The 21,080-nt window shown below is 65.6% G+C and carries 23 protein-coding genes and 1 other RNA gene; 8 read left to right on the plus strand and 16 right to left on the minus strand.

Going from position 1 to position 21,080, the window contains the following annotated elements; all coding sequences use genetic code 11:
* The 12 genes from ATO9_RS02960 to ATO9_RS03015 form a co-directional block, all read right to left on the minus strand.
* Entirely contained in the window at positions 1-921 is a 921-nt protein-coding gene (locus tag ATO9_RS02960) for a sulfite exporter TauE/SafE family protein (RefSeq protein ID WP_043744770.1), read from the minus strand.
* 81 nt (positions 922-1,002) lie between these two features.
* Positions 1,003-1,971 carry an ABC transporter permease gene (locus ATO9_RS02965; RefSeq protein WP_043744771.1) on the minus strand — a complete coding sequence of 323 codons (969 nt, stop codon included), beginning with the start codon at positions 1,969-1,971 and terminating at the stop codon, positions 1,003-1,005.
* A gap of 3 nt (positions 1,972-1,974) precedes the next feature.
* On the minus strand, positions 1,975-3,069 hold the full coding sequence (locus ATO9_RS02970; RefSeq protein ID WP_043744774.1) for an ABC transporter permease: 1,095 nt from the start codon (positions 3,067-3,069) through the stop codon (positions 1,975-1,977).
* Positions 3,062-4,666, minus strand: a complete 1,605-nt coding sequence (locus tag ATO9_RS02975) for an ABC transporter ATP-binding protein (RefSeq protein WP_043744775.1) — start codon at positions 4,664-4,666, stop codon at positions 3,062-3,064. The genes ATO9_RS02970 and ATO9_RS02975 overlap by 8 nt, the downstream gene beginning before the upstream one ends.
* 69 nt (positions 4,667-4,735) lie before the next feature.
* A complete protein-coding gene (locus ATO9_RS02980) occupies positions 4,736-5,731 on the minus strand; it encodes a BMP family lipoprotein (protein ID WP_043744778.1) in 996 nt (331 codons plus the stop codon).
* A 145-nt stretch (positions 5,732-5,876) separates the two neighbouring features.
* The gene (locus tag ATO9_RS02985; protein ID WP_043744780.1) at positions 5,877-6,290 is read right to left on the minus strand and encodes a GNAT family N-acetyltransferase; all 414 of its coding nucleotides are present in this window, start codon (positions 6,288-6,290) and stop codon (positions 5,877-5,879) included.
* Entirely contained in the window at positions 6,287-6,865 is a 579-nt protein-coding gene (gene tsaB / locus ATO9_RS02990; RefSeq protein ID WP_043744782.1) for a tRNA (adenosine(37)-N6)-threonylcarbamoyltransferase complex dimerization subunit type 1 TsaB, read from the minus strand. The genes ATO9_RS02985 and tsaB overlap by 4 nt, the downstream gene beginning before the upstream one ends.
* A gap of 133 nt (positions 6,866-6,998) precedes the next feature.
* Positions 6,999-7,562, minus strand: a complete 564-nt coding sequence (locus ATO9_RS02995; RefSeq protein WP_043744783.1) for a NifU family protein — start codon at positions 7,560-7,562, stop codon at positions 6,999-7,001.
* An 84-nt stretch (positions 7,563-7,646) separates the two neighbouring features.
* Complete coding sequence (locus ATO9_RS03000) at positions 7,647-8,168, minus strand: alpha/beta fold hydrolase (RefSeq protein ID WP_162183053.1); 522 nt, start codon at positions 8,166-8,168, stop codon at positions 7,647-7,649.
* On the minus strand, positions 8,165-8,560 hold the full coding sequence (locus ATO9_RS03005; RefSeq protein ID WP_043744786.1) for a VOC family protein: 396 nt from the start codon (positions 8,558-8,560) through the stop codon (positions 8,165-8,167). Before ATO9_RS03005 ends, ATO9_RS03000 begins: the two co-directional genes overlap by 4 nt.
* The gene (locus ATO9_RS03010) at positions 8,557-9,012 is read right to left on the minus strand and encodes a universal stress protein (protein ID WP_043744789.1); all 456 of its coding nucleotides are present in this window, start codon (positions 9,010-9,012) and stop codon (positions 8,557-8,559) included. Before ATO9_RS03010 ends, ATO9_RS03005 begins: the two co-directional genes overlap by 4 nt.
* A gap of 81 nt (positions 9,013-9,093) precedes the next feature.
* Positions 9,094-10,335 carry an MFS transporter gene (locus tag ATO9_RS03015; RefSeq protein WP_202902094.1) on the minus strand — a complete coding sequence of 414 codons (1,242 nt, stop codon included), beginning with the start codon at positions 10,333-10,335 and terminating at the stop codon, positions 9,094-9,096.
* A 167-nt stretch (positions 10,336-10,502) separates the two neighbouring features.
* On the opposite strand from ATO9_RS03015, the gene rnpB reads away from it, so the two are divergent.
* The 4 genes from rnpB to ATO9_RS03030 all read left to right on the plus strand — a co-directional run bounded on the left by rnpB (position 10,503) and on the right by ATO9_RS03030 (position 13,044).
* Positions 10,503-10,894, plus strand: an RNA gene (gene rnpB, locus ATO9_RS23390) — RNase P RNA component class A.
* A gap of 127 nt (positions 10,895-11,021) precedes the next feature.
* Entirely contained in the window at positions 11,022-12,050 is a 1,029-nt protein-coding gene (locus ATO9_RS03020) for an LLM class flavin-dependent oxidoreductase (RefSeq protein WP_043744792.1), read from the plus strand.
* Between the two features lie 168 nt (positions 12,051-12,218).
* Positions 12,219-12,386 carry a 50S ribosomal protein L33 gene (gene rpmG, locus ATO9_RS03025; RefSeq protein WP_005630270.1) on the plus strand — a complete coding sequence of 56 codons (168 nt, stop codon included), beginning with the start codon at positions 12,219-12,221 and terminating at the stop codon, positions 12,384-12,386.
* A 103-nt stretch (positions 12,387-12,489) separates the two neighbouring features.
* Positions 12,490-13,044 (plus strand): GNAT family N-acetyltransferase, encoded by a 555-nt coding sequence (locus ATO9_RS03030; RefSeq protein ID WP_052418060.1) that lies wholly within the window; start codon positions 12,490-12,492, stop codon positions 13,042-13,044.
* A gap of 411 nt (positions 13,045-13,455) precedes the next feature.
* Here ATO9_RS03030 and ATO9_RS03035 read toward each other — a convergent pair whose 3' ends face one another.
* Together ATO9_RS03035 and ATO9_RS03040 are read right to left on the minus strand one after the other, a co-directional pair.
* Positions 13,456-14,193, minus strand: coding sequence for a Bax inhibitor-1/YccA family protein (locus ATO9_RS03035; protein ID WP_043744798.1), 738 nt, complete (start codon positions 14,191-14,193; stop codon positions 13,456-13,458).
* Between the two features lie 252 nt (positions 14,194-14,445).
* Complete coding sequence (locus tag ATO9_RS03040) at positions 14,446-14,658, minus strand: DUF1127 domain-containing protein (protein WP_043744801.1); 213 nt, start codon at positions 14,656-14,658, stop codon at positions 14,446-14,448.
* Positions 14,659-14,783: 125 nt separating this feature from the next.
* Between ATO9_RS03040 and ATO9_RS03045 the strand changes: the two genes are divergently transcribed.
* Complete coding sequence (locus ATO9_RS03045) at positions 14,784-15,677, plus strand: LysR family transcriptional regulator (RefSeq protein ID WP_043744804.1); 894 nt, start codon at positions 14,784-14,786, stop codon at positions 15,675-15,677.
* On the opposite strand, the gene ATO9_RS03050 is transcribed toward ATO9_RS03045, so the two are convergent.
* Positions 15,664-16,623 (minus strand): NADPH:quinone oxidoreductase family protein, encoded by a 960-nt coding sequence (locus ATO9_RS03050; RefSeq protein WP_043744807.1) that lies wholly within the window; start codon positions 16,621-16,623, stop codon positions 15,664-15,666. The genes ATO9_RS03045 and ATO9_RS03050 overlap by 14 nt on opposite strands.
* A 307-nt stretch (positions 16,624-16,930) precedes the next feature.
* Here ATO9_RS03050 and ATO9_RS03055 point away from each other — a divergent pair, with 307 nt between their 5' ends.
* The 3 genes from ATO9_RS03055 (at position 16,931) to ATO9_RS03065 (ending at position 19,581) form a co-directional block, all read left to right on the plus strand.
* Entirely contained in the window at positions 16,931-17,299 is a 369-nt protein-coding gene (locus tag ATO9_RS03055) for a helix-turn-helix domain-containing protein (protein WP_043744810.1), read from the plus strand.
* A 106-nt stretch (positions 17,300-17,405) separates the two neighbouring features.
* Entirely contained in the window at positions 17,406-18,194 is a 789-nt protein-coding gene (gene hisN, locus ATO9_RS03060; protein WP_043744813.1) for a histidinol-phosphatase, read from the plus strand.
* A gap of 43 nt (positions 18,195-18,237) precedes the next feature.
* Positions 18,238-19,581 carry an 8-oxoguanine deaminase gene (locus ATO9_RS03065; protein ID WP_043744816.1) on the plus strand — a complete coding sequence of 448 codons (1,344 nt, stop codon included), beginning with the start codon at positions 18,238-18,240 and terminating at the stop codon, positions 19,579-19,581.
* 115 nt (positions 19,582-19,696) lie between these two features.
* On the opposite strand, the gene guaD is transcribed toward ATO9_RS03065, so the two are convergent.
* Complete coding sequence (guaD, locus tag ATO9_RS03070) at positions 19,697-20,986, minus strand: guanine deaminase (protein ID WP_043744819.1); 1,290 nt, start codon at positions 20,984-20,986, stop codon at positions 19,697-19,699.
* Between the last annotated feature and the right edge of the window lie 94 nt (positions 20,987-21,080).

The raw sequence follows: 21,080 nt of genomic DNA on the forward strand, positions 1-21,080 counted from the left end.
TCAGGAGGTCCCGATTTCATACAGCTCGGCCGGCTGCAACAGCAGGTCCAGCGCCAGCTTGCCACAGACCGCCAGCACCAGGAGGGCCAGCAGGATGCGCAATTGTTCGGCCTTCATCCGGGCGCCCAGCGTGGTGCCGAATTGCGCCCCGACCACGCCGCCGACCAGCAGGACGACCGCCAGCATGATGTCGACGCTCTGGTTCGTGACCGCGTGCAGCAGGGTGGTGAAGCCGGTGACGAAGATGATCTGGAACAGCGACGTGCCGATCACGACCTTGGTGGGCATGTGGAGCAGGTAGATCATCGCGGGAACCATGATGAACCCGCCACCCACGCCCATGATCGCCGACATCGTGCCCACGAACATCCCCACCACTGCGGGCGGAATGACCGAGATATACAGGCCCGAGGTCCGGAACCGCATCTTGAAGGGCAGCGCGTAGACCCAGCCACGCTGCTTGCGCGGTTTGCGGGGGGCCACGGTGCCCGGCTTGCGGCGCGATCGTTGCAGGGCGCGCAGGCTCTCGATGAACATCAGCGCGCCGATGATGCCCAGGAAGACCACGTAGCAGAGGTTCACCAGCAGATCGACCTGGCCCAAGCTGCGCAGGTAATTGAACAGGATCATGCCCAGACCCGCGCCGATCATGCCCGAGATCAGAAGGACCGTCCCCATCTTGAGGTCCACGGTCTTGCGCCTGAGATGTGCCAGCACGGCCGAGATCGACGAGGCCACGATCTGGTTGGCCGAAGTCGCAACCGCCACGGCCGGCGGGATGCCCACGAAAAACAAAAGCGGCGTGATCAGAAATCCGCCGCCTACGCCGAACATGCCCGACAGGATGCCCACGATGCCGCCGATGCCGATCAGCAGCAGCACGTTCACCGAGACCTCGGCTATGGGCAGGTAGATTTGCATGTCTCTACCTACGCCGGCTCGCTGCGATGCCGCAAGCATTCAGCGGCGGGCGGCGCAGGAAATCTGTGTCTCCCGACGGGCTTAGCGTTCCTTGACGTAGGGCTCGCCGCCCGCACGCGGGGGAATGGCCTTGCCGACGAAGCCAGCCAGGATGATGACCGTCAGGATATAGGGTAGGGCGTCCAGCAATTGCACCTGCACCTTCACGCCGATCGTGTTCTGGATCAGGTCGGGGCGCAGCGCGATCGCCTGCAGGAAACCGAACAGCATGGTCGACATCAGCGCGTACCACGGCCGCCACTTGGCAAAGATCAGTGCCGCCAGCGCGATGTAGCCGCGACCGGCCGACATGTCCTTGACGAAGCCCGCCTGAAGCGCGGTGGCCAGGTAGGCGCCGGCGACCCCGCAGAGGATCCCGCAGATGCCCACGGCGGCAAAGCGCAGTCCGACAACGGAAACGCCGGCCGTGTCGACGGCGGCGGGGTTTTCCCCGACCGCGCGCAGGCGCAGGCCGAACCGGGTGCGGAACAGGATCCACCAGGTCAGCGGCACCATCAGGAAGGCGACGTAGACCAGGATCGTGTGGCCCGAGATCAGGTCGTGATAGATCGGCCCCAGGATCGGTACCGATTGCAGGCTTTCGGCGAAGGGCAGGGTGATCGAGTTGAACCGGCCCGCCCCGGTCAGCGACGGGGTGCGCCCGCCCTGGCTGAACCAGTCCTGCGCGATCAGCACCGTCATGCCCGCCGCGAGGAAGTTGATCGCCACGCCCGAGATCAGCTGGTTGCCTTGGAAGGTGATCGAGGCGATGCCATGCAGCGCCGAAAGCGCCATCGACGCCGCAATGCCCGCCAGCAGGCCCAGCCAGACCGACCCGGTCATGTAGGCCACCGCCGCCGAGAAGAACGCCGCGGCCAGCATCTTGCCTTCCAGCCCGATGTCGAAAATGCCCGCGCGTTCGGAAAACAGCCCGGCCAGACAGGCCAGCAGCAGCGGTGTGGCCAGGCGTATGGTCGAGTCGAGGACCTGGAGGATTGTCAGGAAATCCATGGCTCAGGCCTCCTTCTTGCGCAGGGCAAGGAACAGTTTTTCAAGCGGCATGCGCACCATGTTGTCCAGCGCCCCGGTGAACAGGATCACCAGCGCCTGGATGACCACGATCAGTTCGCGCGGGATCGAGGTCCAGAGCGCCAGCTCCGCGCCCCCCTGGTAGAGGAAACCGAAGAGGATCGCCGCCAGCAGCACGCCGAAGGGATGGTTGCGGCCCATCAGCGCCACCGCGATCCCGATGAAACCCGCGCCTTCGGTCATGTTCAGGATCAGGCGTTCGGCCTCGCCCTGGGTGGTGTTCACGGCCATCATCCCGGCCAGCCCGCCCGAGATCAGCATGGCGATGATGATCGTCTTCACCCCGCTGATGCCCGCGTATTTCGCGCCGCTCTGCGAATAGCCGAAAGCGCGGATTTCATAACCCAGCTTCGTGCGCCAGATCAGCAGCCAGACTAGAAGGCAGGCCAGCAGCGCCAGGAAGAACGACACGTTCGCCGGCGCGCCCCGGAACAGCGGGGTTTCGGCGGTGGCGAACATGTCCTGGAAGGTCGGCAGATGCGTGGGTTCGGGGAACTTGGCGGTTGCCGGGTCCATTGCGCCTGCGGGCTTCAGCAACCCGACCAGCAGGTAGTTCAGCAGCGCCGCCGCGATGAAGTTGAACATGATCGTGGTGATCACGATATGGCTGCCGCGCTTGGCTTGCAGATAGGCCGGGATCAGCGCCCAGGCCGCCCCGAAGAGTGCTGCGCCGATGGACGAACCAAGGATCGCCAGCGACCAGTGCGGCCACGGGATGAAGAGACAGGCCAGGGCCACGCCCAGACCACCCAGCATCGCCTGGCCTTCGCCGCCGATGTTGAACATCCGCGCATGGAAGGCCACCGAGACGGCAAGCCCGGTGAACATGAAATTGGTCGCGTAATAGAGCGTATAGCCCCACCCGGCAGAGCGCATCAGCGCGCCCTCGATCATCAGCTTGTAGGCCTCCAGCGGGTTTTCCCCGATGGCCAGGATCACCAGCGTCGACAGGATGCCCGCGAGGATCAGCGAGATGATGGGGATCAGGACCACATCGGCCCAGGCTGGCATCTTATCCATGTTTCGGCGCCTCTCCGTGTTCGACCGCTTCGAGGTTTTCCTCGACCGCTTTCCAGGCCGGTTTGTCCGGCTCTTCGGAAATCCCGGCCATCATCAGGCCCAGTTCCCGCTCATCCGTGGTTTCGGGGTCGCGTTCGCCCATGATCTTGCCGTCGAACATCACCGCGATGCGGTCCGACAGCGACCGGATCTCGTCCAGTTCGACCGAGACGAGCAGGATCGCCTTGCCCTCGTCGCGCAGGCGGATGATCTCCTGGTGGATGAATTCGATGGCGCCGATATCGACGCCGCGTGTCGGCTGACCGACCAGCAGAAGGTCGGGGTTCTTCTCGATCTCGCGGGCCAGCACGATCTTCTGCTGGTTGCCGCCGGAAAAGCTCTTGGCCTTCAGCGTCGGGATCGGCGGCCGCACGTCGAAGCGCTGCATCTTCGCCTCGGCTTCCTGGATGATCGCGGCGTTGTTCATCAGCGGGCCGGACGACCATTTGGGATCGCGGTGATAGCCGAAGATGGTGTTTTCCCAGGCGGTGTAATCGAGGATCAAACCCTCGTCGTGACGATCCTCCGGAACGTGGGAAATCCCGCGCGCGCGCCTTGACTGGCCGTCGGAATACTTGCCGGTCAGGTCCACCGGCTCGCCGTTCAGGGAGATCGTGCCGGTGCCGGTGCGCATGCCTCCCAGCACCTCCATCAGTTCCGACTGGCCGTTCCCGGCGACCCCGGCAATGCCGTAGATCTCGCCCGCGCGGATGTCGAAGCTGATGCCCTTGACCCGTTCCACGCCCGCGCCGTCGGTCACCTTCAGGTCCTTGACCGACAGGACCACGTCGCCCGGCGCGGCCGGTTTCTTGTCGACGCGCAGCAGGACCTTGCGGCCCACCATCAGCTCGGCCAGCTGTTCGGGGCTGGTCTCGGCGGTCTTGACGGTCGCCGTCATCTCGCCCTGGCGCATCACCGACACGGTGTCGGTATATTCCATGATCTCGCGCAGCTTGTGGGTGATCAGGATGATCGTCTTGCCCTCGTTGCGCAGGTTGTCGAGGATCCGGAACAGGTGGTCGGCCTCGGCGGGCGTCAGCACGCCGGTCGGTTCGTCCAGGATCAGGATATCGGCCTGGCGGTAGAGCGCCTTGAGGATTTCGACCCGCTGCTGGTGCCCGACCGAGAGGTCCTCGATCTTGGCGTCGGGGTCGACGTTCAACTCGTATTCTTCCGCAAGCTGTTTCAGCGACTTGCGGGCCTTCGCGATCGACGGGGTGAGCATGGCGCCGTCCTCGGCGCCGAGGATCACGTTCTCGACCACGGTGAAATTCTCGACCAGCTTGAAATGCTGGAAGACCATGCCGATGCCGGCGGCGATGGCGGCCTGGCTGTCTGGGATCTCGGTCTTGGTGCCGTTGATGAACACCTCGCCCTTGTCGGCCTTGTAGAAGCCGTAGAGGATCGACATCAGGGTCGATTTGCCTGCGCCGTTTTCGCCGATGATCCCGTGGATCGTGCCCGGCATGACGCGGATGGAGATGTCCTTGTTGGCCTGAACCGGCCCGAAGGCCTTGGAAATGCCCTTCAGTTCAATCGCTGGTGCGGTGCCGCTCATCATTGGCCTCAATTCAATTGAAACAGGCCGCGCCGACGGGGGCGCGGCCTGACGTAACGTTTGTCCGGCTCAGAATTCCAGGGCCGGGCAGGTGCTGTCCGAGGTGTAGTCGTGCACCGACAGCTCACCGCTGGCGATGGCGGCCTTGGCTTCGTCCACGGCGGTCTGCATCTCTTCGGAGACGAGCTCGGCGTTGTATTCGTCCATGGCGTAGTCGATGCCGCCATTGGCGACGCCCATCACGTTGAAGCCGGTTTCCATGTCGGCGCCCGCGATCATCGCGTCATAGACGGCGTTGTCGACCCGCTTGAGCATGGAGGTCAGGACCTCGCCCGGGTGCATGTAGTTCTGGTTGCTGTCGACGCCGATGGACAGGATGTCCTCGTCCGCGGCGGTCTGCAGAACGCCCACACCGGTGCCGCCGGCAGCCGCATAGATCACGTCCGCGCCCTGGGAAATCTGGGCTTTCGTCAGCTCGGACCCCTTCACCGGGTCGTTCCAGGCCGCCGGGGTGGTGCCGGTCATGTTGGCGACGACGGATGCGTCACCGTTCACGGCCTTCACGCCCTGGGCATAGCCGCAGGCGAACTTGCGGATCAGCGGGATGTCCATGCCGCCGATGAAGCCGACCGTGCCGGTTTCCGACGCCATCGCGGCCATCATGCCGACCAGGTAGGAACCTTCATGTTCGTTGAACACGACGGAGCGCACATTGGGCTCGTCCACGACCATGTCGATGATGGCGAACTTGGTGTCGGGGTAATCCGGTGCGACCTCGGCCAGGACGTTGCCGAAGGCGAAGCCGGTCATGACGATCGGGTTGGCGCCGGCATCGGCAAAGCGGCGCAGCGCCTGCTCACGCTGGGCTTCGGACTGAAGCTCGATCTCGCGGACCTCGGTGCCGGTCTCTTCCGAGAAACGGGTCAGGCCGGCAAAGGCGGCTTCGTTGAAGGATTTGTCGAACTTGCCGCCGAGGTCGTAGATCATGGCGGGTTCGGCGGCCGCGGCACCTGCGGTCAGCGCGATACCGGCGGCAGCGCCGAGGAATTTGGTCATCAGGGTCATAATAGTCTCCCAGTTGGCGGGGACGGTTTCGCCCGTCCCGCGAAAGTAGATCGGGTTGATCACCCCGGATTAAGGCCCCCGTGGTTTCGAGGGTCAATAGTGAATCCGGCTTCAACCCGTGGCGTTAGCTGAATTTTGCGTCACGTCATGTGAGCGTCTTGCTCATGATTTGGGCGTCGATCCGGGTGCCGTCGGGCGCGTGGTAATATCGGGGCCGGACCCCGGTTTCCCGCCACCCGGCAGAGGCATAGAGCGCGCGGGCCGCGTCGTTATCCGCCGCGACCTCAAGAAAGGCGGTTTCGGCGCCGCGCTGCCGTGCCTCGGCTTCGAAGGCGGCCAGGCAGCGCCGCCCATGTCCCCGCCCCTGTTGCGCGGGATCGGTGGCCAGGGTCAGCAATTCGACCTCTCCGGCGATCACGCGACCCAGGGCAAAGGCCGGGCCTTCGACTGTCAGGAAACACAGGCGGTCGTCGAGGAAAGCCGCGAATTCCTTTTCCGACCAGGGTCTTGGCGTGGTGAAGGCCGCGCGGTGAACCGCGGCCAGCGCGGCGGGCGTCATGGGATGATCTCGGGCGGGGCATCGCGCGGCGGCGCCGCATCGGCGGGGCGAAGATACATCGGGGCCGGGGCAGGGGCGCTCGCAGGGTCGGCCTGCGCGGCGCAACGGGCTATGGCGATGGCCAGTTGCGCGGCCTCGGGCGGCAACACAGCGTCGGGCACGGTGTCGGCGGGCACCATCTCGGCCTGATCGGTGCCGGGGCGTAGGATATGGGCCATGTCGCGCGGTGCGGGAACGGCGGCGAGCACGTCCGGCGCCTCCAGCCGGATCGCGTCGAAGGTCGACACGCCGATGGCGGGCCGGTCCAGCGACAGGGCCAGCCCCCGGGCCGCGGCGACAGAGATACGGATGCCGGTGAAATTCCCCGGTCCGATCCCCACGCCGATCCGGTCGACGGCGTTCAGCGGAGTTCCTGCGGCGTCGAGGACCTGTTCGATCATCGGAAACAGGTGTTCCGCCTGGCCTCGCGCCATCGGTTCGGCATGGCTGGCCAGAACCGCGTCGCCCCGCAGCACGGCCACCGCCACATGCGCGGCGGAGGTGTCGAAGGCGAGGATGATCGGATCGTTGGCCATGGCCGGGGATTAGCCCATGTCGCGCGCTTTGACGAGGGGCCGGGACCTGCCAGGATCAAAGCCCCGTCAATACACGGTGTCGGACACAAAAACGGCCCCGCAGGGCCGTTGATGCACGCGTTCGAAGGAACGGTCAGACCGCGACGGGGCGGACCTCGGTCACTTCGGGGATGTAGTGGCGCAGCAGATTCTCGATCCCCATCTTCAGCGTCAGGGTCGAGGACGGGCAGCCTGCGCAGGCGCCCTGCATGTGCAGGTAGACGACACCGCGCTCGAAGCCGTGGAAGGTGATGTCGCCACCGTCCTGGGCCACGGCCGGACGCACGCGGGTGTCCAGCAATTCCTTGATCTGGCCGACGATCTCACCGTCTTCGCCGGTATGTTCGGCATGGCCCGATTGCGGCTGGTCGCCGACGGCCATGACAGGCTGGCCGGACTGGAAATGTTCCATGATCGCACCCAGCAGGGCGGGTTTGATATGGTCCCATTCCACGGCATCGGCCTTGGTCACGGTGACGAAATCGGTGCCGAAGAACACGCCGGTCACGCCATCCACGGCAAACAGCCGCGACGCCAGCGGAGATTTCTCGGCCGTGTCGGCAGTGGGGAAATCGGCAGTGCCGGCTTCCAGCACGGATTGCCCGGGCAGGAATTTCAACGTCGCCGGGTTCGGAGTCGATTCGGTTTGAATGAACATCTCTGGGTCCCCTTTTCGCTCAGGCCCCCGATATGTGCCTCGGGGGGAGAGAAGTCAAGATTTAGAACAGTTCTAATCGCTGGATCACAGCTCTGCAATGGCCATCGTCACGGGCGACAGGTCGCCGGCAAAGCCATGGTCCTGCCCGGGCAGCAGGTAATGTCGCGCACGCGGCAGGGCATGGGACAGCTCCTGCATGTGCGCGGGGGGGACGTCGGTATCCTCGGACCCGTGAAACAGCCGGACGGGGAATGTTGCCAGCGCCTGTTCGGCGTAGACGGGCAGGGCGAAGCCGTCATTCTGCCAATCCTCCGCCCCCCAGAACGGCGCGGCGAGGGTGACGATGCCGCGCAATTGCAGCTCCAGGCTCAGTTCGGCGGCACAGCGCAACAGGTGCGACCCACCCAGGGAATGCCCGATCAGCACCGCCCGGTCGGGCAGGGCGCGCAGGGCCTTGTGCAGGCGGGCGGTCCATTCGGCGGGATCGGGCGGGCCAAGGTCGGGCGCGGTGATCGCATAGCCCGGCCCCAGCAGGCGGCGCAAAGCGGGGAGCGGCGCATCCTCCGGTCCCGCGCCCGCTCCATGGGCATACAGCACCGGGATCACGGCCGCGCCACCAGTTGCAGCAGGTCCCACCGGTTGCCGAACGGGTCGCGGAAGACGGCGACGCGGCCATAGGGTTCGTCGCGTGGGGTTTCCTCGAACTCCACGCCGGCCGCCAGCATACGGGCGTGATCGGCGTCGAAATCCCCGGTGTTCAGGAAGAATCCGACGCGCCCGCCCGTCTGACGACCGATCGCCGCGCGCTGTTCGTCATTGACCGCACGGGCCAGCAACAATTGCGTGCCACCGCCGCTGGGTTGGATCAGTACCCAGCGTTTGCCGCCGCCCATATCCGTATCCTCGACCAGGTCAAAGCCCAGCCGGCCCACGTAAAACTCAAGCCCCGCCTCGTAATCCGGCACGACGATGGCCACCGCGTGCAGCGTGGCGCTCACGTGATCGACTCGAGCTTTTCCTTGGACAGGTCGCCCGGCACGATGGTCACCGGCACCGGCAGGGACCCCGCGCTGCGGGTCATCTGGCTGACCAGAGGGCCGGGGCCGGACTTGTCGTTACCCGCGCCCAGAACCAGCACGCCGATGTCTTCGTCTTCCTTGATCTGGGCGAGGATCTCCGGCACGGCCTCGCCCTCGCGGATGACCAGTTCGGGGTCGATCCCCTGGCGGTCGCGCATCCACTTGGCGAAGACCTCGTAATGCACGACGATCCGTTCCCGCGCCTCTTCGCGCATGATGTCGGCCACGCCGATCCAGTGCTGGAATTCTTCGGGTGGGATGACCGAGAGGATGGTGACGCCGCCGCCTGACTTGGCGGCACGCATGGCAGCGAACCGCATGGCGTTCAGGCATTCGCGACTGTCATCCAGGATGACGAGGAATTTACGCATCGGACGGGTTCTCCTTCGCCGGGATAATGGCGGAAGGGGCGGGGCACGTCTATCGGCGATTTGCGCCGTCGCCGTAGCGGGTCAGGCCGGACGCGGTGCCGGTGGCCGGGTCAATGCAAAGGTCAGCTGCATCGCGCCCGCGATCAGGCCCAGGCCGACGCCCAACTGCCAGGCCAGCGTGTAATTGCCCAGCAGATCAAACAGGTAGCCGCCGCCGAACGCCCCGGTAAAGCTGCCGAACTGGTGGCTCATGAAGGCGATGCCCTGGATCATCGCCTGCCAGCGCAGGCCGAACATTTCGGCCACCGACCCGGCGACCAGCGGTCCCACGCCCAGCCACAGGAACCCCATGATCGACGCGAACAGCATGGTCGATCCGGGCGTCGGCGGGGTGATGAAATACCATGCCAGCACCAGTGAGCGCGAGATGTAGATCATCCCCAGCAGCGCCTGCTTGTTCCAGCGTCCGCCGGCCCAGCCGAAGAAGAGCGAGCCCAGGATGTTGAACCCGCCGATCAGTGCCAGCGCAGTGGCCGACAGCATCGGGTCCAGCCCGCAGATCTCGATATAGGCGGGCAGGTGCGTGGTCAGGAAAATCAGCTGCATCCCGCAGACGAAATAGGCCAGCGCCATCACCACGAAGGACGGGTTGGACAGGGCCTGTATGGCGGCCAGGCGGGCCGACAGCGCCTCGGTCACGCCCTGCGGCGGTGCGGGGATGGGCCGGCGGTCGATCCGGCCCGCGATCCAGGCCGCCGGGATCATCAGGCAGGCGAGGATGGCGAAGGCGGTGATGCCCGCGCGCCAGTCGATGCTGGTCGATAGCCATTGCCCGAGCGGCGCGGAATAGAGCGTGCCGGCCGATCCGGCGGCCGAGATGATGCCCAGGATCAGGCTTCGGCGCGCAGCCGACACGGCGCGCGAGGCCACGGACATCGTGATCGCCGTCCCGGCACAGCCCATGGCCGGCCCGATGCAGAACCCCGCGAAGATCAGCACGCCAAGGCCCGTCGTGGTCACCGAAAGCCCGATCAGCCCGATCAGGTACATCACCGCACCCAGCAGCATGATCGCGCGGAACCCGATCCGCGGCACCAGGGCGCCCGCCACCGGTTGGAACACGCCCCAGGCCAGGTTCTGGATCGCGATGGCCAGGGTGAATTGCGCGACCGGCAGGTTCAGCTCCTGTGTCAGCGGCTGCATGAAAAGCCCCAGGCTCTGCCGCAGCCGCATGGCCATGCTGATCAGCACCGCCGCCCCGATCACGATCCACATCGCGTCGCGCCGCTCCGTGCGGCTGGTCATGTCATCTGTCTGGGTCATTTGCGCCTCTGCCCGGTCGCGAATTGGACCGATCCGTCCAGCGCTTTGTCCCGCCAACTGACCGCGCGGTCAATAGGGCGCGCCGCAGAGCCGTGATTGCATCTGCTTGGCGTGATCCTGACCTGGTCTTGACGGGGCGGGGCGGCGCGGGCTAACCGCTTCCTCGCACGGAGGGCCGGATGGCCGCGGGCCGCAAGGTCCGAGGAAAGTCCGGACTCCACAAGGCAACGGTGCCGGGTAACGCCCGGCGGGGGCAACCCCAGGGACAGCGCCACAGAGAACAGACCGCCGCGGGATGCCGCGGCAAGGGTGAAACGGTGCGGTAAGAGCGCACCGCGGGACGGGCAACCGGACCGGCATGGCAAGCCCCACCGGGAGCAATGCCGAATAGGAACCTCACGCGGGGCCGGTCGCGCAAGCGATACCGCCGCAGGCCGCCTTGGCCCGGAGGTTCGGGTTGGCAGCTTGAGGCGCCGGGCAACCGTGCGTCCAGAGGAATGGTCATCGAACCGGGGGCAACCCCGGGGAACAGAATCCGGCTTACAGGCCCTCCGTGCGTTATTGTCCTGAAATCCGACCGGTTTTCGCAGGGGCCTCTGTGCGTTTGCGTAGGGCGCCTGTGCGGTCCCGGCACTGGTTCGCGCGGGTGGGCGTGACTAGATACGGGCCAAGTAAGGAGATATCCAATGGAAGTCGGACTCTACACCTTTGGCGATGTCGGCAAGGACCCGGTGACGGGCCAGCATGTCGGCTGGCAGCAAAGGCTCAACAACCTCATGGAAGAGATCGAGCTGGCCGATCAGGTCGGGCTGGATGTCTTCGGGCTGGGCGAACATCACCGGCCCAATTACGCGATATCGTCGCCCGCCACGACCCTGGCCGGGGCCGCGCGGACCACGAAGAACATCAAGCTCAGCTCGGCCGTGACAGTGCTGAGCTCGGACGACCCGATCCGCGTCTACCAGCAGTTCTCGACCCTCGACAACCTGTCGGGCGGCCGGGCCGAGCTGATGGTGGGCCGCGGCAGTTTTATCGAGAGTTTTCCGCTCTTTGGCTATGAGCTGGACGATTACAACGAGCTCTTCGAGGAAAAGCTCGGCATGCTTCTGGCCATAGACGAGGCCGAGCGGCTGAACTGGCCGGGCACCACCCACACGCCGCGCGTCGGCGGGTTGGGCGTCTATCCCCGCCCCGTGTCTGGCAACCTGCCGATGTGGATCGCCGTAGGCGGCACCCCGCAAAGCGCGGTGCGGGCCGGTGCGCTTGGCCTGCCCCTGGCGCTTGCGGTGATCGGGGGACGGCCGCGGCAATTCAGCGGCCTGACCGACCTCTACCGCAGCGCGGCCGAGCAATCGGGCCATGGCGACAAGGCGCGGGTTTCGCTTAACGTGCACGGATTCGTCGGCGAGGACGGCAAGGCGGCGGCGGACCTGTTCTTCCCGGCGCAGAAGGCCGTGATGGACCAGATCGGGCGCGAGCGCGGCTGGCCCCCGCAAAGCCGCGCGCAATTCGACGCCGGCATGGGGCCCGAGGGCGCGATGTTCGTCGGCAGCCCCGCCCAGATCGTCGACAAGATACTGGGATTGCGCGAGGATCTGGGCTTCGACCGGGTGACGATCCAGATGGCGATCGGCGTGATCGAGCACAAGGAAATGCTCAAGGCGATCGAGGTCCTGGGCACCAAGGTTGCCCCTGAACTGCGCAAGGCCGGGTAAGGGCCAAGGGCGCGGGCCGGCATGGGATCGGCCCGCGAAACATCAATTTCTCTGAAACGTCATATTTCCTTGCGCCCGGGTGTTGACTCAGGCCGTGGCATGAGTAAAAGGCGAGCTTCATGAGATTTCGCGGGGCGCGGAGCGCGTCCCGGTGCAGGAGACAAGAAAATGGCGAAGCCGACGACCATCAAGATCCGTCTGAACTCGACCGCGGGCACGGGCCATTTCTACGTGACCAAGAAGAACGCGCGAACCATGACCGAAAAGATGACCGTACGTAAGTACGATCCGGTGGCGCGCAAACACGTCGAGTATAAAGAAGGCAAAATCAAGTAAGCCCTTCGAAATACGAAGAAAGACGAAGCCGCGCCGCAGAGCGCGGCTTTTTCTTTTTCGGGCCGCGCCCTGTCTCCCTCACCGACACGGACAGGAGCCCCCGATGCCCCATCTCAACCCTTCCCACGCCCCGCTTGCGCCACCCGGCGCCGATCTGGCCGATATCGAAATCCGGCCCGCCATGCCCGCCGATACCGAGGGCGTCAGCCGCCTTCTGGCACGGTCCTACCGGGCGCTTCTGGCTCCGGATTATGACCCGGCCCTGCTGCGCGACGTGCTGCCCCTGATCGGGCAGGCGAACCCCAGGCTCTTGAATTGCGGCACCTATTTCGTCGCGGAGCAGGGGGAGCGCATCCTGGCGGCAGGCGGCTGGACCGATGTGACCCCGCATGGACGCCCGGGCCAGCCCGGCGTCGGTCACATCCGTCACGTCGCCACCGATCCCGACATCGCCCGCCGGGGCATCGGGGCGCGGCTGATGGCACGGGTCCTGCGCTCGGCCGCGGCGGCCGGCATGGACGACCTGCGCTGCCAGAGCACCCTGACCGCCGCGCCCTTCTACGAAAGCCTGGGCTTCACCTCGCTGGGCCGGATCGACGTGCGGTTCCCGACCGGCGCGCTCTTCCCCGCGATCCAGATGCGCCGGGTCAGCGGTTAACGAACCATTCGCAGGGCGGGCGGGGGCGGTGCCCCGTCCGTCCCGCGAATCGCCCCGAAAGCCCGGGTTAACAAGGCCAGGAAGGCCGAAACCGGTATCGGCATCGCGTCGGTATCACGTCGGCATTGCGTCGGTGCCGTGCCCTCCGACCCCATGGTTAACGCGCCGCGCGCGGCCCCGCCGCGCAACGCCCCCCGGCATCCAGGTGCCACGCCGCCGGACCCACGCCGCCCCCCTGCTTCATCTTGCCAGAAATACTCCGGGGTAGCGCCCAAAGCGCAGCTTTGGGGGCAAGGGGCAGCGCCCCTTTCCGCACTCTCCGCCCGCGCAACGCCGACCGGGACGTGCCAAAGCAAAAGGGCCGGTCCAATGGACCGGCCCCCAGGCATTCTGTCGATGTTCAGCGCAGGCTTATTCGCGATTGCCCAGCAGCTGCAGCAGGAACATGAACATGTTGATGAAGTCGAGATACAGACGCAGAGCGCCCATGATCGCGGCCTTGCCCAGCCATTCGCTGTCGCCGTGGCCGGCATGCTGCACGTATTCGTTCTTGATCGACTGCGTGTCATAGGCGGTCAGACCGGCAAAGATCAGCACGCCGATGATGGTGATCGCGAAATGCAGCGCCGAGGAGGCGATGAAGAGGTTGATGATCGAGGCCACGATCAGGCCGATCACGCCCATCATCAGGAAGGTGCCCATGCCCGACAGGTCACGCTTGGTCACGTAGCCATAGAGCGACAGGCCGGCAAAGGCGATCGCCGTCACCAGGAAGACCTGCGCGATGGAGAAGCCGGTGAAGGCCACGAAGATCCAGGCCATGGACAGGCCCATCACGGCCGCGAAGCCATAGAAGAAGACCTGCGCGCCGGCGGCGGACAGTTTGTTGATGGCCGCGCCGAAGGCGAAGACCATGATCAGCGGGGCGAACATGACGATCCAGCCAAGGATGTTCGGCTGCAGCGTCGCGGGATCGCGGAACACGCTCAGCAGGGCGGGGCTGGTGCCCACGGCCCAGGCCACCAGGAAGGTCAGCAGCATGCCGACCGACATGGTGCCGTACACCTTGTTCATGTGGGCGCGAAGTCCCTCATCGATGGCGGCGGAGCGGGAGCCGGCCGCAGCGCGCATCGTGTTGTATTCAGCCATTGAAGCCTCCGAAAGGTTGAACTCAGCCCCCCGGATGTAGGGGATTGGACCTAATATCGGTGAGGCAGGGTCCGTTTTCAAGATGAACAGGAGGCTGCGCAAAAGATTTGCCTGACAAACACGTTACCCGATGAAGGTGCAATCGCGTCTGCCAGGCGAGTCTGGGGGACAATAATGTTGAAAGGGGTGTGAGTGGGCGGTTCGTGAGGGGCGTCGGCAAGGGCCGGTCGGGAAAATTCCGACCGGTCGGGATCACTTCAGCCAGTTTGCCGGCACGTCCCAGATCGGGCGCGATGCCTCGCGGCGCGCCTGCGCCTGGGTCAGGCCGATATCGGCGAGCGCGCGGTCATCGAGCTGCGACAGCGCGGTGCGCGAGCGGCCAAGCGCCAGCATGGAGAAGGTGGCCGCGATGAAGGACACGGCGCGGGGCGTGCGGAGGGACGTGGTGTGGGACAGGGACGACATCGTTTTAGCCTTTCGATTCGGTGATGCAATTTTCCGTCTTGATGATTTATGTTGATGTATATGGTCGATTATGATCAATATTGTAAATGAATGTTACTTAGGCTTTTCATCACGGGAGTTGATGGATGAGGAATCTGGACATGACCGCCCTGCGCAGTTTCGTGGCCGTGGCCGACCATGGCGGCGTCACCCGGGCGGCAGGCGTGCTGAATTTCACCCAATCCGCGGTATCCATGCAGTTGAAACGGCTGGAAGAAATGCTGGACGTCACCCTGCTGGACCGGTCCAACCGCAAGATCGCCCTGACCCCGACCGGCGAACAGCTTCTGGGCTATGCGCGGCGCATCATCGACATGAATGACGAGGCGATGTCGCGACTGACCAGCGATGTTTTCGAGGGCGAGATCACGATCGGCGTGCCGCATGACATCGTCTACCCGGTGATTCCCCGGGTGCTGCACCGCTTCAACGCGGAATTCCCGCGGATGCGGGTGCACCTGGTGTCGGCCTACACATCAAAGCTGAAGGCGGATTTCGAACGCGGCCAGGCCGACGTGATCCTGACCACCGAAACCACTCCCGGCGCGGAGGCCGAGGTTCTGGACGAACGGCCCATGTGCTGGATCGGCGCGCCGGGCGGATCGGCCTGGCGGCAACGGCCGCTTCGTTATGCCTCGGCGCGCAACTGCATCTTCCGCGGCGACGCGATCCGGGCGCTCGAGAAGGCCGGCATCGACTGGGAAAGCGCGGTGGAGACAGAGCAGGACCGCACCGTGGAGGCGACGATCTCGGCCGATCTGGCCGTCTGCGCGATGATCGAGGGGACGGAGCCGCCGCATCTGGCGCGGATCGACCATAACGGCGAATTGCCCGCGCTGGGGATGCAGAAGATCTCGATGTACGTGCAGGATCGCGGCGCCGGCCAGGTGCTTGAGCGGCTGGCGGCGATGCTGCGGGCGGGCTTTACCGGCGAGGCACTGCGCCCCGCCTATTCCGAGCCGATGGCTAAAGCCGGATGACGACCTTGCCGGTCGAGGCGCGGGAGCGCAGCAGCTCCAGCCCCTCGGCGGCCTGTTCCAGCGGCAGGACGTGGCTGATATGGGGCTTGATCCGCCCCTCGGCCGCCCATTGGAACAGCGTGGCGAGACTGTCGGTGACCACCTTGGGTCGGAAGGTCATGTAGCCGCCCCAGTAGAATCCCAGGACGTCGATATTCTTGACCAGCAGGTGATTGGCCGGGATTTGCGGCACGTCGCCCGAGGCATGGCCGATTGCCAATAGGCGTCCTTCGGGGTTCATCGCGCGGAATGCGGCGCGGAAAAGATCGCCGCCCACGGCATCATAGACCACGTCGGCGCGGCCCAGTTCGATCAGCTTGGCGCGCAGGTCGGGGGTTTCGGCGTCGATCACGTGATCGGCTCCGGCCTGTTTCGCGATGGCGAGCTTGTCTGCGCCACGGGCCACGGCGATCACCCGCGCGCCCATCAGCTTGCCCAGTTCCACCGCCGTCAGACCGACGCCACCGGCCGCGCCGAGCACGACCAACGTCTCACCCGGCTGCAACCTTGCCTTGTGATCGAGCGCCACGTGGCTGGTGCCGTAGGCGATCTGAAGCGCGGCCGCAGTATCCATGTCCACTTCGTCGGGCAGGGGGACGATACGGTCGGCCGGGTAGACCCCGTAATCGGCCAGCCCGCCGGAGCCGCCGAAGACCGCCACACGCGTACCGGGTGCCGGGCCGTCGACATCGGGGCCGAGCGCATCGACGATTCCCGCCGCTTCCATTCCCAGGGTGAAGGGCGGTTCCGGATTGTCCTGATAGCGTCCCTTGATCATGAGAAGGTCGGCGAAGTTCAATCCGCAGGCCTGATTGCGCAGGCGCACCTCACCAGGCCCAGGGCTGCATTCCTGTATACTGGCCAGAGACGGCGCATTATTAATCGCGGTGACTTGAAAGGCTCTCATTTAGACCTCGATTCGACTGATTCGCCAATCAGTTATCGTTTGGAGGAAAAAACAGGCAAGTCTCTGCCGTGGGGTCAATTCGTACACAAACACCATGATTGTTGACCCATAGTCATCTTTTGCAGTGTTTACCCTAACGTCACTCTTTGGCGACGGAAGCCAATTCTCTTGCGGAATGGTCCGAAGATGATAACCTTCGGTAACCCTTTTGGGGTAAGTTGATGGTAGGCACAACCATCGGTGGAAAAGTGTCAATTGGGGCAAGTTGGGTAAAATTTCCCTGTAAGCTATATTGAGGAGCAGAGTGATGACGCACCCTGTCGACGTTCATGTTGGAAAACGCATTCGCCATCGGCGATGGCTTGTTGGCATGACGCAGCAACAACTGGCAGAACGTGTGGGCATCAAGTTCCAGCAGATCCAGAAGTACGAAACCGGTGCGAACCGGGTGAGTGCATCGCGGCTGTGGGACATCGCTGATGCACTGGAAGTCCCGGTCAGTTTCTTCTTCGAGGGACTGAACGAGGAAGAGGAAGCCAAGACCAGCAGCAAGGTCCCGGCCGATATCCTTGGCGACAAGGAAGCGCTGGACCTGGTCCGATCCTATTACGCGATCCCCGAGGCGCAGCGCCGCCGTCTGTTCGAACTTGCCCGCGTGTTGAGCGACGTGGCCTGAAAGCCGGACAGACCGACAGGTCAGCTGTGAAGGGGGGCGCCAGTGGCGCCCTTTTTGTTTGCCCGGCCCCGCCCACGCGGATAGCTGGGAGGAAACAGGAGGCCCCATGGATCAGCAGGATATCATCGACACGGCGCACGAGATGGCCGATGCGGCGCGCGCGGCCATTCTTCCCTATTTCCGGGCGCGGGATCTGAGCGCGGACAACAAGCTGGCCGAGGGGTTCGACCCGGTCACCGTGGCCGACCGCGCCGCCGAAGAGGCGATGCGCGCCGTGCTGGCCCGCCGCCGCCCCGCCGACGCGATCCTGGGCGAGGAGTTCGGCGCGCAGGACGGCACGAGCGGCCTGACCTGGGTGCTGGACCCGATTGACGGCACCCGCGCCTTCATCGCCGGCACCCCGACATGGGGCGTGCTGATCGCGGTGTCGGATGCGTCCGGGCCGGTCTACGGGATCGTCGACCAGCCCTATATCGGTGAACGGTTCGAGGGGGGCTTCGGCCTGGCCCGCGCCACCGGCCCGCAGGGCAGCTGGCCGTTGAAAACCGGCGGGACGCAGACCCTGTCGGAGGCGATTCTCTTTACCACTTTCCCCGAGGTCGGCAGCCAGGCGGAGGGCGCGGCATTTCACGCCGTCGCCGCGCAGGCCAAGCTGACCCGCTACGGGATGGATTGCTATGCCTATGCGCTTCTGGCCTCGGGCCATGTGGACCTGGTGATCGAGGCAGGGCTGCAATCCTATGACATCCAGGGGCCGATGGCCGTGGTGCAGGCGGCGGGCGGCATCGTCACCGACTGGACCGGCGGGCCGGTGCATATGGGGGGCCGGGTTATCGCCGCCGCCAACCCGTCGCTGCATGCGGCCGCGCTGGCCATCCTGTCCGAGGCCGAGTGACCCTATAGCCCTTTAGCCCCACAGCAGCCCGAGGAGCCCGCCAATGTCCGACCCTGCCGCAGAAATCCTGATCCGGGGTGCCCGTACGATCCTGACCATGGACGATGACCGGCGGGAGCTGTCGGGTGCGGATATCCGGATCCGCGATGGTGTGATCGCCGAGATCGGTGAGGGGCTGACCTCGGATGGTGAGGTGATTCTGGCGGGTGATACCGTGGTGACGCCGGGCCTGGTGAACACCCACCACCATCTGTACCAGACGCTGACCAAGGCGGTGCCGGGGGGGCAGGATGCGCTTCTGTTCGGCTGGCTCAAGACGCTTTACCCGATCTGGTCGCGATTCGGGCCCGAAGAGATGCATGTCTCGGCCTTGGCCGGCCTGGCGGAGCTGGTCCTGTCGGGCTGCACCCTGACCTCGGATCACCTGTACCTTTACCCGAATGGCGCGCGGCTGGACGACACGATCGCGGCGGCGCGCGAGATCGGGATGCGGTTCCACCCGACCCGTGGGTCCATGTCCATCGGCGAAAGCGCGGGCGGGTTGCCGCCCGATGCGCTGGTCGAACAGGAAGCGGCAATCCTCGACGATTGCATCCGGGTGATCGACGCCTTTCACGACCCGCGCGAGGGCGCGATGGTGCGGGTTGGCGTGGCGCCCTGTTCGCCCTTCTCGGTCTCTCGCGAGCTGATGCGAGATGCGGCGATTCTGGCGCGGGACAAGGGGGTGATGCTGCACACCCACCTGGCCGAGAATGACGAGGATATCGCCTATTCGCTGGCGCAGTTCGGCTGCCGTCCCGGCCAATATGCCGAGGATCTGGGCTGGACCGGCCCCGATGTCTGGCATGCCCATTGCGTCAAGCTGGACGGGGCCGAGATCGACCTGTTCGCCGGATCGCGCACCGGCGTCGCGCATTGCCCCTGTTCCAATTGCCGCCTCGGCTCCGGCATCGCGCCGGTGCGTGCGATGCGGGATGCGGGCGTGCCGGTGGGGCTGGGCGTGGACGGATCGGCCTCCAACGACATGGGGCAGCTGATCGGCGAGGCGCGGCAGGCGATGCTGTTGCAGCGGGTGTCGCTGGGCGCGGACGCGATGTCGGCCCGCGAGGCGCTGGAGATCGCGACGCGCGGCGGCGCGGATGTGCTGGGCCGCCCCGATTGCGGCCGGATTGCCGTGGGCGCGCGGGGCGACGTGGCTTTGTGGGACGTGTCGGGCGTCGAGAGCGTCGGGTCCTGGGACCCGGCGGCGCTGCTGCTGGCCGGGCCGCAGCGGGTGCGGGATCTGTTCGTCGAGGGCCGCCAGGTGGTGCGCGACGGGCATGTCGTGACGCTTGATCTGCCGGCGGTGGTGGCGCGGGCGAATACGCTGGCGCGGGCGCTGGTCTGAGGGGGGGCGGTTGCGACGCTGGCCGTGAGGGCGCCGTCATGGTTGGGTGGCGCCGCCTTGGTGCCGTTCGGGGCTAAGTTGCTGATTGGGTTTTTTCGCGGGGCGGCTGCCCCGCTCACACCACCTTGCCGTTGACCCAGGTGGCGCGCACGGCGCGGTCATCGCCCATCATGATCGTCGCGAAGAGTTCTTCCCAGCTGTCCTCGGCGCGGGCAGAGCGTTGGGCGATGGCGGGGGTGGAGGAGAGGTCGAGCACACAGAGATCGGCCTCCATCCCGCGGGCCAGGGCGCCGACGCGGCGGTCGAGCTTGAGCGCCGTGGCAGACCCGGCGGTCGCCAGCCAGATCAGCTGTGCCGCGTGCAGGGGCGTACCGCGCAGCTGGCCGATCTCGTAGGCGGCGGCCATGGTGCGCAGCATCGAGAAGGAGGACCCGCCGCCGGTATCGGTGGCCAGCCCGATCCGGTGTCCTTCGTCCATCAGCCCGTTCATGTCGAATAGCCCCGAGCCGATGAAGGTGTTCGAGGTCGGGCAATGGACCAGCGCCGCGCCGACCTCTCTCAGCCGGTCGCGTTCGCGTGGCTCCAGGTGGATGGCGTGACCGTAGAGCCCGTTTTCACCCAGCAGGCCATGCGCCTCGTAGGTGTCGAGGTAATCGCGGGCCTCGGGGAAGAGCGATTTGACCCAGGCGATTTCGTCGGTCTGTTCCGAAAGGTGCGTCTGCATCAGGCAATCGGGGTTCTCGGCCCAGAGCGCGCCCATGGCCTGCAACTGATCGGGCGTCGAGGTGGGGGAGAACCGCGGCGTGATCGCGTAGGACAGCCGATCAACCCCGTGCCATTTCGCCAGCAGCGCCTTGCTGTCGTCATAGGCCGTTTGCGCGGTGTCCCGCAGACCCTCGGGCGCGTTGCGGTCCATGCAGGTCTTGCCGCCGACGACGCGCATGTTGCGGGCCTGCGCCTCGGTAAAGAAGGCGTCCACGGAGTCGGGGTGGATCGTGCAGAAGGAACAGACCGTCGTCGTGCCATGGGCCGTGACCAGGTCGAAATAGCGCGCGGCGATTTCGGCGGCATAGGCGGGATCGCCGAAGCGCATCTCTTCGGGGAAGGTGTAGCTGTTGAGCCAGTCGATCAGCCGCTTGCCCCAGGACGCGATGATGGCGGTCTGCGGGAAATGCACATGGGCGTCGATGAAACCGGGGCAGATCAGGTCCGAGCCATAGGCGATTTCGGTGGCCACCGGATAGGCCATGCGCATCTGTTCCGCCGGCCCCAGATCCGAAATGCGCCCGGCCTCGATCAGCAGGCCCCACTTGTCCTCGATCTTCAGCGCGTCCTCTGGCGGGGCGTCGAAGGGATTGTCCAGAACGCGCAGGACGCGCCCGGTCAGAAGGGTGGGGTCAGGCATGCAGATGTCTCCGGTTCCGCGGTGCAGCGTAGCGCGGCGGCGTCAGCAGGTAAACGGGACAAACGAAGCGGTGAAATCGACCGATCCGCCATTG

Source organism: Pseudooceanicola atlanticus (assembly GCF_000768315.1).
Taxonomy (GTDB): Bacteria; Pseudomonadota; Alphaproteobacteria; order Rhodobacterales; family Rhodobacteraceae; genus Pseudooceanicola; species Pseudooceanicola atlanticus.